Genomic DNA, 12892 nt, shown 5'->3' on the forward strand with positions numbered 1-12892 from the left:
TTCATACTTAATCCCCCGCCTTGCTATCATCAAATTTATAGCCAACTCCCCAGACCGTTTGAATCACTTGTGGGCCAACCTTCTCGATTTTTTGGCGGAGCTTTTTAATGTGGGCATCCACGGTGCGTTCATCCCCATAGAATTCATAATCCCAAACAAGTTGAAGCAATTGTTCACGTGAAAAAACTTGTTTGGGCTTTTGTGCAAGCGTCTTAAGTAGATCGAATTCTTTGGGAGTTAAATCGGGAATCAATTTATCATCCAAATAGGCTTCCCGTGTGGATGAACTTAGTTTGAAATTATTAGTTTTTACATCAAAGTTTTCAGTCTTATCATTTTCCTGGCTTTTATCATCGATTCCGCCCATTTGTGCTCGTCGATACAGAGCCTTAATCCGTGCAATTAAAGTAATTGGACTAAATGGCTTCGTAACATAATCATCGGCCCCCATTTCTAGGCCTAAAACCTGATCACTTTCCGAATCACGCGCAGTTAACATAATAATTGGCACTGTTTGAGATATTTGACGAATCTCCGAACTAACCGTCATTCCGTCTTTTCCAGGTAGATTCAAATCTAACGTAATCATATCCCAATCATCAGGAGATGCATTAAACATCTCCATTGCTTCATTTCCATCGTATGCAAAATGTGCATCCCATTGTTCCTTTTTAAAAAACATGCCCATCATTTCAGACACCGATTTATTATCTTCAATCATTAAAATTTTCATTTGGGTTCCTCTTCCCTACATTATCCATATCCCTAGTATAATTCAAACACCTCTGTAAACCTAGTAACCTTTTTTTAATTCACTAGTTAGAATAGCGTCTGAAGATTAATCTTAAGTAAAATCACCCTGATAAGCACGATAGTTATAATCTTTTATTCGGCATGTTAAAATCTTTTTATAGTTAACTATTTTGACAATTTGAGAGGAGCAATTTTAATGTTACTTAGAGTTCAAACTACCGATGATAAGGTGCTTTATGTCAACGAAAACCAAATCGCTTATGTTGAAAAGCTTGACACCAGTGTTTTAGATGAGGAAAGTAATTGGCAAGTTCATCTTACGGACGCAGAAACTAGTTTCACTGTCGCTCACTGTGAATTGAAACGACAAGAACAAGTTGTATAATACAACTATCCTTAACTCCTATATTAGGAAGCGATAGTTTGGAACATGATCTAAATGATATTAATTTTTCAGATGATAACCATGAAGTTGATTTTCAAGCGGCCAGCCTAATTAAAAGAAACCATCAACTTTTAATTTGTGAAACGTCTAGCTCAGGCGCCGATTTTGTGTTTGTTGGTGTCAGAACTAAATCTGGAAAACTCTGATCAGCTTCACAAAAAACTAAATCGTACTCAAAAATACTTTTCCCTTAAGAACTAAGGGAAAAGTATTTTTTCATTTAGTGTTTGTTGGACACTAGATAAATTATAGGCAGTCCCTCTGAATTATGAGCATTCTACTACCTAACCGCTTGTAAAAAAATAGTCTTCAGAATCCAAACCTTATGCGGTTTACTTTCTGAAAACTATTCATAAATATTGTCTGAAACTTCAAAAATATTTTTAGTTCATTTAAATCTAATCAAACATTTTCTTTGCTGCTTTAGCTAATGTCTTCAAATCTTTATCATAACGCGGTGTTTTGACCAAGTTGGCCATTGGAATTCCTGCAAAATGATACGCAGCGATTTCTCCGGACCGAACCGCACTTTGCTCTGTAAAGACCATTTGATAAGGCTGCTCAGCAAATTCGCCAGTGAAGGCCAAATTAGTAGCATGCTTTGGAATTACCTTTGGACGATCAGTTTTAGCTCGATTATTGAATAATGCTGATGCATATGGCATATAAACTGGAATACTGTTAATCACACTCGCCATAATTTGTTCAGATTTGTCGCGAATGTTACCTGGGCCAGGATCAACCTTTGATAATTGACCAATAAGTTCTTGAACCATTTCTTTTCCAGTCATTTCAATGTATGGTTTATCAACAAACTCTCCTCGACGTCGTGGATACAGGAAGTATCCCCAAATAACACTTTCATTGGGCTTTTGTGTTGTGAAATGGGGTTGATGATGCACAACAATCGACATATTGACATCCTTTTTGCCAAGCGCTGTAATTGGGCTTGTTGAAATAAATGAATTTAATGCGTTCCCAGGAACCTGCGTTGTAATTCGAGTAATTTCATTTAATAACAAATGATTTTTAGTTGTCAAAGTAAAGCTGACCCACTCACTAGCATCCCGGTCGGCAAAGAACTTATCTGGATTTCCTAAATCGTAAAAGCGCTCCGTTGCTTTCTTCCACAGACTAGCGGCAGCCCCATAGTCTGGGTTTTCCGGTGCGGGTGTATTGAAGTCACCCATCGTTGCGGAATCAGTAATTGAGCCGTTTGTAAAGATCACCGCTGTATCATCATCAATGGTTACGTGCTCATCCTTACCGGTGGTGGTGTTTTTCATAGTTAAACCAGTAACCGTGATTTCGTCTTGCATGGTCGTATCTTTAAACTCCCAATCGGTTACTAGTCGGTTCAAAACAATCTTGCAGCCTTGATCACGTAAATAATTGATCAACGGTAACATAATACTTTCATACTGATTATATCTGGTTCGATTTACACCTACTAAATGTTCAATTTGAGTAAATTCATAAATCATCTGGTGCATGTAACGCCGTAATTCTTGGGCAGAGCTTTGCAATCTGAAAGCAAATGTTGTTTCCCACATAAACCAAAAGTTCGTCCCAAAGAAATGAGGATCGTCACTAAAGTATTGAGCAATCGTGACGTTATCTAATTTTTCTTCTTCTGAATCAGGCATTGCAATTAGTTTAGTCAGATGCAGGCGGTCCTGATTAATCAAACCTAAGTGACTACCATTAATGATTCCTTTACCGCCTTCAAGCAACCGTGCCTTATCAAAAGTCCGATGTTTGGCATCAAAATCACGCGTATCTTCGGCTGCCGTCATATTCTTTTCTGTTGTAGATGGAATTCGATCCAACAAATCCATTAAATCAACATACGTCCGATAGTTAAGCATCCGACCACCACGGGCAACGTAGCCTTTACGATTTTCCATAGGATGATTCTTGTTCCAGTATTCATCGGTCACAGTATCCGTTGGTGCCCCATCATTGGAACCATGGTCATCTAGTGAATAAAAAGTAATTTGTTTTCCATTCCAGTGTCCTTCTTGAATCAGATAAACAGCAGCGGCCATATTGGATAAGCCGGCACCAATCAAAACAGCTTTATTCTTTTGCATAATAATTCCCCCAATTGTTATTTATCAAGTGTGTTTAAAAAGGTATCTATATCAATCCTACGAACAACGTCATCTTTATAGTAAACAAATATCGGCCTTTTTAGCTACATTACAAGATATTAATCAATCTTAAATTTTTTACAACAAACTAACGTGATTCAAATTCATCATACAAATGACGATCATCTTCAAAAAAAACAGTCTTTTTAGCAAGATACAAAACGCCCACCGTAAGTAAACCAGCGGTAATACCTAAACAAACTAATTTATCATTCATGCTGATGACTCCCTCCTTAAATTAGTGAAATGTCAGGTTATAAGCGTAATAATTTAAGCGCTTCCATTATCTACATTTCATGTCCATTATAAAGCTATCGTGAAAAAACGCAATAGCTGTTAGGAATAATTTTAGATTCGATTATAATCCTAAATCCTCATTTTTGAATCTAACTTATCCCCTCACCTTTAGCTTAGATTCAAGTGGCAAATTTTTTGCCAAAAACGGCCTTGCTAAACCTTCAGACAAAGAAATAAGCACAACATTTGCAACCGCTATCAGGAAACTTATATAGTGGTGATAGCCCCAAAAATTTAACTAAGGATGTGACCAATATGCATGATGATCAAATTAAAGATACTTTTAAACAAGAAGAAAAGCGCCGTGGTGCGCCTGACAGCAATATGAGTTACGACGAGCAAAATGATAATCCAATGGAACCTAATGAAGAATCACCTAAGAACACCCCAGATTCAGTTTTGAAACCAAAGGAAAACATTGTCCTAGAAGAAGATAATTTGGATCACATTTTGCATGCTGAACCCGAAGATATTATTAATGAAGAAGCTAATAAGGAAGCAGTTAACGAAGAGTTAGATCATGAATGAGATTATAAAAATCAGAACCAACAGAAGCCACATCAAGGAGAATTGACATGAAGACAACAAAGTTAGTAATTGGTATTCTTATGCTCGTCCTTGCCGTTTTTATTATATTTCAATCAATGGCCGCTGGAATGGCTAATGCTTTAGAGGGTAATATTCATACATCTGGTACAAATGGTGTTCTAGTCGCTTTCTTGTATATTATTATGGGAATTGTTTACCTTGCCACTAGAAATTCAAAAAAACTTGGCGCTGATATTACAAATCTTATCTTCTCAATTCTAATCTTAATAATTGGCCTGTCAGGTGCAGGAAATTATAGTGATTTACTAATTTGGTCTTGGCTTGGATTCATTATTGGCGCTGGATTTTTCATTTGGCATCTATCAATAAATCGAAAATTAGCTGTATAGTCTTTAGCCTTTAAATATACGTTAAGCGACCTGGCAAATTAAATTTAAACGTCCTCTGTCTGGAATTAGTGAATATCTAATTCCAGTTTTTATTTTGAATTTTTTTGATCGCCAAACATTAAAGCCAGCTTTAATATTTTTATCAAAATTATAAGTACAATGTTTTGTATTTTACTTAAATTTATTATAGAATACAACCACAAAAAATGAATTGCTCAATTTTAATGCTGGCAATTACGTTATTGCTAGCGTATCAGTAATTCTAATTTTTTATGATGGAAACTATAAATAGTGAGACTGGAGGAATATTTTATGAAAGAAGAAAGTAAGCTAATCCAAATTATCGGACGAATTGCGTCCGGATTATCTGTTTTAATGTACGTATCCTATATCCCCCAAATCATTGCAAACTTGAACGGAAATTATGGTAATCCTATTCAGCCTTTGGTTGCGGCCCTAAACTGTATCGTTTGGACTATCTATGGATACTTCAAACCTGCTAAGGATTGGCCGATTATCATTGCAAATGTCCCTGGAATTTTTCTTGGAATAATTACCTTTTGTACTGCATTACATTAGTTCCCAAATTGAACCTAAATTGATAACCACCAATTTTTATAAAAATTACCTCTACTTAAAAATCTATAAAACAAAAAGGTTGATACCAATAAGTGATATACACTTACCAGTATCAACCTTTTTGTTATTTAATGGAGTCGGCGGGGATCGAACCCGCGTCCAAGCATATTGCCACCCGGATATCTACGTTCATAGTCATACTATTTAAGTTTCACTAACCAAAACACCGTATGGCCAGGTTCTCTTGATTAGCTAATCTGATTAGTCTCTTCAACTCACTTCAGATGGGAGCAAGTTGCGTAAGTCCACTTAATTTAAGACCTGTATCTAACACATGGACGATGCCAGGCAGATCTACACTAAGCTGTAATTAAGCAGCTAAAGCGTAAGAATTGTTATTATTTTTTGCAGTTATAATTAAACTGAACGTTTTTACGTAGACGTAACCTACGAAACGCAATCCAGACTCAACCTATACCTGTCGAATCCATAACGACCCCATAACACTACCATCACTATACCACAGACAGCCTCGATACGTTTACTTCCGTGGTTGTGATGCTGAATTAGTTGCTGGAACCAAGGCAATTTGACCACGAGAAACCATTGTGACCAATAACTTATTAACAAGATCAGCATTCTGGACATTCTTAAGCAAATATTCTAACAACGCATTTTTGGTTTTTCTCATTGTAAAATCCTCCACGATTCTTCGCATTTAAAACCTAATCTAGATACCAATGATAAAGGTTGGCCCAAAAATTGTCAACCGAAAAACACCTGATTGAACCTACATATTTAGAAAAATTTATAAATTAGTTTGATCGTTTTCAATATCTTCTGGAAATTAGAATCATTTTAAACTAGAATAGATTTAAATACATTTACATAGGAGGTTCAATTATGACTGGTAATTCAAAATTAACAGCAGTTTTATTTTTTGTTTTCTATTTGATTTTAACTTATTTCGTTTTCGTACATCAAAACATGATTGCAATGTATATGATGGCCATCGGGATGCTATTAGAAGCCACCATCAATTTATGGCATATATTCACTCGTAAGTAAATCAAGTTGGCATACCGTCCTCTGACAGTGTAAACTTAAGGTATTAGGAAATCTGGGGGTATTTTGTATGTCGCAAATTAGCGAATTACATCGCATTGAACTAAATACTTTAAAAAAAGTGGCTGCTATTTGTGATGCTCACCACATTAATTATTTTTTAATTGGCGGCTCACTTTTAGGAGCAATCCGTCATAACGGCTTCATCCCTTGGGACGACGACGTTGATATTGGCATGCGTCGCGATGATTACGATAAGTTTGCTTCGCTCACGCCTGCGCTTCTTCAAAATACTCACTACTTCATGCAAACGGCGGATACAGATCCCAACTTCGCATTCAGCTATATGAAAATTCTTGATACTGATACTTATATTAAAGAACGAAACAATGTCAATGACGCGCGCAAAGGCGTGTTTGTAGATATTTTTCCCTTTGACAAAGTTCCTCGACAACCTGAAATTCGTCGCGCTGTTTATAATCGCTTCCGCTATTTTGACGCCCGAATTTTACTACGCCTGGGCTATAATATTATCCAAACACCTTTCCGCAAAGATCCTGAAACAAATGATCTTGATCATTACATGTCGGTTGCCAAGCTGAAAGAGAAACGCGAAAATATCATGCGTTTGTATAATAAAGAACCTTTTCATCATTATAAAAATTATGCGTCTCAATATGCCTACGATAAGGAAGTTTTAAATCAAGCCGAAATTTCTGAATTGGTTACCCATCAGTTTGAAAATATTCAGGTCAAGATTCCTGAAGCCTATGATCGAATTCTGACCCGTATGTACGATGATTACATGAAGTTACCGCCAGAACGTGATCAAAAAGAAAAACATGTGGACATCTTAATCGTAAATGGTAAACACATTAAATAAAGCAAAAAAGGTTATGACCTCTAAGATCATAACCTTTTTGCTTATCTAAACCTTTATCTAAACATTGTTTTAGTTGCTTTTGCTAAAACCTTTGGTTGCTTTTCATAATGATGCAATGGTGTCAATTCACTATCTGGAAGTCCCATAAAGTGATAGACAGCAATTTGTGCACATCTAAATGAATACTGCTCTGTGAAGACCATGTCAAATGGCATTTCTGCAAATTGACTGATAAACGCCAAGTTTTTCGAATTCTTGGGCACAACATCTGGACGATCACCCACAGCACGTCTGTTAAACAGAGCACTGGCATAAGGCATGTATGCAGGAATCACATTTACAACACTGTCCATAATCTCTTCAGTATGATCAGCAATGTTATCCCGAGCCGGATCAACTGCTGCTAAATGGCCTAAGAGTTCCTGCAACATCTCTTTTCCAGTCATCTCGATAAATGGCTTGTCTACATAGTCCCCATTACGTCGTGGATACATAGCATATCCCCAGAATACCGTTTCATTTTCTTTTTGGGCATGGAAATGAGGTTGATGATGGACAACAATTGATAATAGATTACTACTATCAATCCAAGTATTCAATGCATTACCTGGCTCCTGTTGTGTAATCCTTGAAATTTCATTCAACAAAAAATGGTTGTCAGTCGTAATTGTAAAACTCAACCACTCACTTTGCTTACGATCTGCAAAGAACTTATCTGGATTTCCTAAATTATAGAAATGCTCCGTAGCCTGTTTCCAAAGCGCTGCACTTGGCGCATACTCCATGTTTTCCTTAATTGGTGTATCTAGATCGCCAATAGAAGAACTGTCCGTAATGGAACCATTGGTATCAAAGACAAAGTCGTTCTCGCCGACTTCAATTTCACCAGCCTTATTATCATTATCTACTTCTTCATACTTCAGGCCAGTTACTACAATGTCATCGCGTAACGCGGTGTCTTTAAAAACAAATTCCGTAATTTTACGATTATCGATAAAGTTAACACCATGGTCCTTCAAATACTTACGCATTGGAACAATAATACTCTCATATTGGTTATAAGGGGTCCGCGTGACTCCTTCAAGTGTATTGATCCGACTAAACTCCAAAATCATACGGTTCATATAGCGACGTAATTCCATGGCCGAGCTTTCCTTCTTAAACGCAAAGGTAGTTTGCCACATGTGCCAGAAGTTAGTCGTAAAGATATGCGGACTCTTAGCAAACCATTGTTCAATGCTAACGTCGTTTAATTGCGACTCTTTTGATTCTGGCATCATCATCAGTTTGGTCAATAACATGCGGTCTTGATTATTAAACTGCATATGATTGTAATCTTTTTGATCACCCTTATTACGAATACCATCTAAACTATCCATCAAACGGGCAACATCATGGGTAGGATGAGCATGATCAAAGTTCAAAATATCATCTGTCACTGACTGTCCTGGATTGTCCAAAGAAGGAACTGATCGTAAAACATCCCACAGGTTCTCATAAGTTTCTTCGTTAAGCATCCGACCACCCTTTGCGAGATAGCCTTTACTATTTCCTAGTTTTGGATTGCCATATTCTTTTTCGTAATCTGTAACTTTAGCGCCATCGTTTGCCCCATGTTTTTCTAGCCCAAACATTGTGATTTGGTCGCCACTCCAGCCACCGTCACGAATTAAATAAATTCCTGCTGCTAAATTACCGATCCCAGTTCCAATCATATATGCTTTTGCCATTATATCGTCTCCTATTCACTGTTAATGTCTCGTCGCTAAACTCCTAACCCGGTTAGTTTAATGACTTCATTTATAAACTACGCATTTGATTCTCTAATTAATTTCACGATTCTTTCCAATCGATCCAAAGTATCATCCAACGTTAAAAAGTAGTTATTTTCCAGCCCATTTCGCGTTGAATCCACCATGTGAACTGAACGCAAAATTTTTAAATGATGCGATACGGCCGGTTGAGAAATATCCAGTTGTGAGGTCAACTCACTAACGGTCATGCCCTGTTTTAAACGAGATCCCAGCAAAATGATGATTCTTTGTCGATGTTTGTCAGCCAACGCATTTAAAATATCCAGATCATTAATGAATTCATCCAAAGCTGCCTTTTGTTTCGGTTCCATTGTTACCTCTCCCATAGGCTCACCTCTATCTATACATTTAAATATTTAAATCTATGAATAGAGTAACATGCTTTTTCAATCATAGCAAGCGCTTACAAGCAAATTTAAAAATAAAGCCGTTACCTATTTGGCCAACAGCTTTTAAATGCAGAATCATTCATCTGCCACCTCTTGTTTATCAAGAAACACAGTTGCTAACGTCCCAATCACAATAAAGATGACCAACGCTAAAATCACGCCAATCCATGATCCACTACTTTGGACACTGTTCGCTGCCCCTTTAATAGCGAGTTCCGCCAAAATCCAAATTCCGGCAACGATAATTCCTAACACCGCACAGTAAACTTGATGTGAGTAACGTTTTAGCAAATAATGGAGAGCTTTCGCCATCAGCATAACGCCCACAGCAGCTCCGATAATAAATGGCAGTAAAATCAATACGGAAGAAAAAGCCGATCTTGCTTGATCGAATTTACCGACCAATAGGAACATGAAAGTATCCAAAAGTTTGGCAACTGAATTATAAATCGTTCCATATTGATTCACCATCATGAGCATCACGGCCCCAGAAATACCAGGAACCATCATCATCGAAACTGCAAAAAATCCGGCAAATGCAATTGTTCCCCAATCTGACAAACTATTCAAATGTGTCAAAGCTATAAAATCACTCCCACTGTCAGTACCTTGATGGCTGACAAGCATAATGAAAGCAAACCCGAAAATAATAAGGGCAAAATCCAGCAAATTTAGATGTTGCTGACGGATTTTTTTGTAAACGAATGGCAGCACCCCAATGACCAAACCAATAAAGAATCCATAACTCATCACTGGAAATTGTTCACATAACCACAACACAAGTTTAGTCGATGCTAGCACACCGACTACCGCTCCTACCATAATGGGCAATAAAAATTTGATGTTTTTGCCCGTTTTTGCGCGAAATGTAGAAATTGCTTCAACCATTTTTTCGTATAAACCAACAACAACAGCGAACATACTGCCTGAGAGCCCGGGAATGACTAAAGCAATTCCAATTAGAAACCCCTTCATTGTGTTGATATAAGCTTTTGTTTTTATTTGCTTTACCTCTTTCCTATTCTGCGTTCATTTCTGTGATATATGCCTGTTTTTGTGTTTCCCATTTCTTTTTATCATCGTTATTAATTTCTCGTAGAATGTGACATGGATTTCCTACCGCAATCACGTTATCGGGAATATCGTGGGTCACAATTGATCCCGAACCGACAACCACATTATTTCCGATTGTTACCCCGGGATTAACAACGACATTTCCGCCAATCCACACGTTGTTACCAATTGTAATTGGATAACCGTACTCATAACCTTCAACTCGCACAGTCGCATCAATTGGGTGCCCCGCCGTGTATAAACCCACGCGAGGGCCAAACATTACGTTGTTACCAATTGTAATTTTCCCGACATCAATAAAAATACAATCATAATTGGCATAGAAGTTCTCTCCGATTGTCGTGTTCAATCCATAATCTGTGTGAAACGGAGGCTCAATATGAACATGCTCACCAACCTTGCCAAACAATTTTTTCAATAGTTCTTTTTGATAAGTCATCTGCTCTTCGGTTGTATTATTAAACAACCGCGTCAACACTCGACCATGTTTAAAGTCTTTTCGTAATTCGGGATCATTTGCCACATACAACTGGCTATTTAACATTCGTTCTTTATTGGTCATTAAATTTCCTCCGCATATTTAATTTGATTATATCGAACTTTGAAACCTGTGTCATTTGAAATACAGTTTAAGTTTTTCTAAACATAGTTAACTTGATTCTCAATACCAAACAAAATTTAAAAATAGTCTGTAAAAACAGCGATCCTAATTTAAACATGATACAATAATTGTAAGCGCTAAATTTTTAAAACTTGAAATACATAAATTTACGTTTCAAAAAATGAAAAGAGGTTACACATGTCAATTCGTTTAATAGCAATAGATGTTGATGATACGCTCCTAAACTCCAAGGGCGAAATCTTACCAAGTACAATTTCAGCGATAAAAGAAGCTGTCTCTCAGGGTATCAAAATCGTCCTCTGCACTGGCCGTCCCCTTGTTGGTATTTCTCATTTTCTTCAACAACTGGGGCTTTTCGGTGATGATCAATATGTGATCACTTATAATGGTGCTGTCATTGAAACTATAGCTGGCCGCGTCATTGCCAAACACCTGGTTGATAACGACCACTACAGGCAAATGACTAAATTCGGCCAACAACATAAAATTCCCTTTAACGTTTTAGATGAAGATGGCACAATTTATACTGCCGACCTTGACGTAAATGCCATTACAGTTGTACAGGCTTGGGAAAATAGTGCCGGTATTTTGATTCGAAAGCCGGACGAATTGCCAGCTGATTTTCAGATTACTAAGGGATTATTTGTTGGCAATGAAAAATTATTAGATGCTATTGAACCCCTAGTCAAGGAAAACTTTAGTCAAGATCTTTATGTAGTTCGGGCTGCTCGAAACTTCTTGGAATTAATGCACCCCGGTGTTAATAAAGGACAAGCTTTAAAAGATCTCGCTACCAATCTAAAATTCGATGCACATGAAGTCATGGCACTTGGTGATGAAGGCAACGATATTGCAATGTTTGATTATGCTGGCACCGCAATTTCGATGGGCAATGGCAGTGACCTTGCAAAAAAACATGCCGACTTTGTTACTGGCACCAATGATGAAGATGGATTGGCAGATGCCATCAAGAAGTATGTTTTAGAGTAAATTATCTCCGTAAGTGCATTTATCGAGAAAAACAGCCACGTCTCTTCAAAATTTGGAGAACGTGGCTTTTTACTATATATTTAATTAATTGAACTTCAATCTGACTAATATCCTGAAAAAAAGCAAATGTAACATGATAATTGCGTTACTTTTCCGATAGTTACACGTACGATTATAAATATAGAGGAGGAATATAGATATTATGAAGCTTTCTAGTCAGTTACGAGAAAAAAGAAAAGCGTTAAATTTAACTCAACAAGACTTGGCAGATCAACTACATGTGACTCGTCAAACGCTATCTCGTTGGGAAAACGACTTAAGTTATCCAAACTTAGATACATTGGTTCAACTCAGTCAAATTTTAGATCTATCTTTAGATAATTTACTCAAAGGAGAATCAAATCCAATGGTTACAAAAATCAGTTCCGATGTTCGCACTAAGAAAAAATACAAACGATCCTTAACAATAGTTGGATCCGTACTAATATTAATAGCTTTATTTTTAATACTTTTAGCCTACGGACGTGCTACCCAGAATTCAAACATTGATCGAGTTAATCCATTTTTAGAAACCCGATATGGTTATGCTATTCTTCCAACGCCTTCAACAAGCACTAGACCAGGTAAAATAGACACTTTCGTCTCGGACGACCCCTTTGGTCAAGGTAGTTGGCTAAAATTCCATACCGGCGAATACAATAAAAAAAATAGATGGGCATTAGTTAAACATAAAGGCTCTTATGTGGTTGCTATTCGTTTAGTAAACAAAAAACAAATTCCTTTATCTATGCGTGAACAAGCCGGTTCATTTTATACAAAGTATCATTCCAAAAATGATGGATCACGAACAGGAAAACAATTTTCTTGGTGGCCATTTGATTAATCTGATG

The 12892-nt window shown here is 37.1% G+C and carries 17 protein-coding genes and 1 other RNA gene; 9 read left to right on the plus strand and 9 right to left on the minus strand.

The window, feature by feature from the left end:
- Positions 1 to 7: 7 nt before the first annotated feature.
- Positions 8 to 733, minus strand: coding sequence for a response regulator transcription factor (locus ADU73_RS03285; RefSeq protein ID WP_046870810.1), 726 nt, complete (start codon positions 731 to 733; stop codon positions 8 to 10).
- Positions 734 to 949: 216 nt separating this feature from the next.
- Here ADU73_RS03285 and ADU73_RS03290 point away from each other — a divergent pair, with 216 nt between their 5' ends.
- Together ADU73_RS03290 and ADU73_RS10475 are read left to right on the plus strand one after the other, a co-directional pair.
- On the plus strand, positions 950 to 1138 hold the full coding sequence (locus ADU73_RS03290; protein WP_046870811.1) for a hypothetical protein: 189 nt from the start codon (positions 950 to 952) through the stop codon (positions 1136 to 1138).
- 38 nt (positions 1139 to 1176) lie between these two features.
- A complete protein-coding gene (locus tag ADU73_RS10475) occupies positions 1177 to 1344 on the plus strand; it encodes a hypothetical protein (RefSeq protein WP_155386934.1) in 168 nt (55 codons plus the stop codon).
- A 252-nt stretch (positions 1345 to 1596) separates the two neighbouring features.
- Here ADU73_RS10475 and ADU73_RS03295 read toward each other — a convergent pair whose 3' ends face one another.
- Together ADU73_RS03295 and ADU73_RS03300 are read right to left on the minus strand one after the other, a co-directional pair.
- A complete protein-coding gene (locus ADU73_RS03295) occupies positions 1597 to 3291 on the minus strand; it encodes an oleate hydratase (RefSeq protein ID WP_046870812.1) in 1695 nt (564 codons plus the stop codon).
- A gap of 148 nt (positions 3292 to 3439) precedes the next feature.
- A complete protein-coding gene (locus ADU73_RS03300) occupies positions 3440 to 3568 on the minus strand; it encodes a hypothetical protein (RefSeq protein WP_062903809.1) in 129 nt (42 codons plus the stop codon).
- A gap of 335 nt (positions 3569 to 3903) precedes the next feature.
- Between ADU73_RS03300 and ADU73_RS03305 the strand changes: the two genes are divergently transcribed.
- The 3 genes from ADU73_RS03305 to ADU73_RS03315 all read left to right on the plus strand — a co-directional run bounded on the left by ADU73_RS03305 (position 3904) and on the right by ADU73_RS03315 (position 5165).
- On the plus strand, positions 3904 to 4176 hold the full coding sequence (locus ADU73_RS03305; protein WP_046870814.1) for a hypothetical protein: 273 nt from the start codon (positions 3904 to 3906) through the stop codon (positions 4174 to 4176).
- Positions 4177 to 4223: 47 nt separating this feature from the next.
- Entirely contained in the window at positions 4224 to 4586 is a 363-nt protein-coding gene (locus tag ADU73_RS03310) for a hypothetical protein (protein WP_046870815.1), read from the plus strand.
- A gap of 312 nt (positions 4587 to 4898) precedes the next feature.
- On the plus strand, positions 4899 to 5165 hold the full coding sequence (locus ADU73_RS03315) for a SemiSWEET family transporter (protein WP_046870816.1): 267 nt from the start codon (positions 4899 to 4901) through the stop codon (positions 5163 to 5165).
- Positions 5166 to 5294: 129 nt separating this feature from the next.
- On the opposite strand, the gene ssrA is transcribed toward ADU73_RS03315, so the two are convergent.
- Positions 5295 to 5665: a transfer-messenger RNA gene (gene ssrA / locus ADU73_RS03320) on the minus strand.
- A 41-nt stretch (positions 5666 to 5706) separates the two neighbouring features.
- Positions 5707 to 5856 carry a hypothetical protein gene (locus ADU73_RS10565; RefSeq protein WP_162841290.1) on the minus strand — a complete coding sequence of 50 codons (150 nt, stop codon included), beginning with the start codon at positions 5854 to 5856 and terminating at the stop codon, positions 5707 to 5709.
- 212 nt (positions 5857 to 6068) lie between these two features.
- Between ADU73_RS10565 and ADU73_RS10570 the strand changes: the two genes are divergently transcribed.
- Together ADU73_RS10570 and ADU73_RS03325 are read left to right on the plus strand one after the other, a co-directional pair.
- Entirely contained in the window at positions 6069 to 6233 is a 165-nt protein-coding gene (locus ADU73_RS10570; RefSeq protein WP_100078369.1) for a hypothetical protein, read from the plus strand.
- A gap of 67 nt (positions 6234 to 6300) precedes the next feature.
- Positions 6301 to 7113 (plus strand): LicD family protein, encoded by an 813-nt coding sequence (locus ADU73_RS03325; RefSeq protein WP_046870817.1) that lies wholly within the window; start codon positions 6301 to 6303, stop codon positions 7111 to 7113.
- A gap of 53 nt (positions 7114 to 7166) precedes the next feature.
- Here ADU73_RS03325 and ADU73_RS03330 read toward each other — a convergent pair whose 3' ends face one another.
- From ADU73_RS03330 to ADU73_RS03345, 4 genes are all read right to left on the minus strand, one after another.
- A complete protein-coding gene (locus tag ADU73_RS03330; protein WP_046870818.1) occupies positions 7167 to 8843 on the minus strand; it encodes an oleate hydratase in 1677 nt (558 codons plus the stop codon).
- 77 nt (positions 8844 to 8920) lie between these two features.
- Positions 8921 to 9238: an ArsR/SmtB family transcription factor gene (locus tag ADU73_RS03335; protein ID WP_100078164.1), complete on the minus strand. Its 318-nt coding sequence runs from the start codon at positions 9236 to 9238 to the stop codon at positions 8921 to 8923.
- Between the two features lie 153 nt (positions 9239 to 9391).
- A complete protein-coding gene (locus ADU73_RS03340; protein ID WP_062913176.1) occupies positions 9392 to 10291 on the minus strand; it encodes a DUF368 domain-containing protein in 900 nt (299 codons plus the stop codon).
- 43 nt (positions 10292 to 10334) lie between these two features.
- A complete protein-coding gene (locus tag ADU73_RS03345) occupies positions 10335 to 10952 on the minus strand; it encodes a sugar O-acetyltransferase (RefSeq protein WP_062913177.1) in 618 nt (205 codons plus the stop codon).
- Between the two features lie 237 nt (positions 10953 to 11189).
- On the opposite strand from ADU73_RS03345, the gene ADU73_RS03350 reads away from it, so the two are divergent.
- Both ADU73_RS03350 and ADU73_RS03355 read left to right on the plus strand, forming a co-directional pair.
- Complete coding sequence (locus ADU73_RS03350; protein ID WP_046870822.1) at positions 11190 to 12002, plus strand: Cof-type HAD-IIB family hydrolase; 813 nt, start codon at positions 11190 to 11192, stop codon at positions 12000 to 12002.
- Between the two features lie 202 nt (positions 12003 to 12204).
- A complete protein-coding gene (locus ADU73_RS03355) occupies positions 12205 to 12885 on the plus strand; it encodes a YxeA family protein (RefSeq protein WP_046870823.1) in 681 nt (226 codons plus the stop codon).
- Positions 12886 to 12892 lie beyond the last annotated feature (7 nt).

Source organism: Pediococcus damnosus (assembly GCF_001611155.1).
Classification (GTDB): Bacteria; Bacillota; Bacilli; order Lactobacillales; family Lactobacillaceae; genus Pediococcus; species Pediococcus damnosus.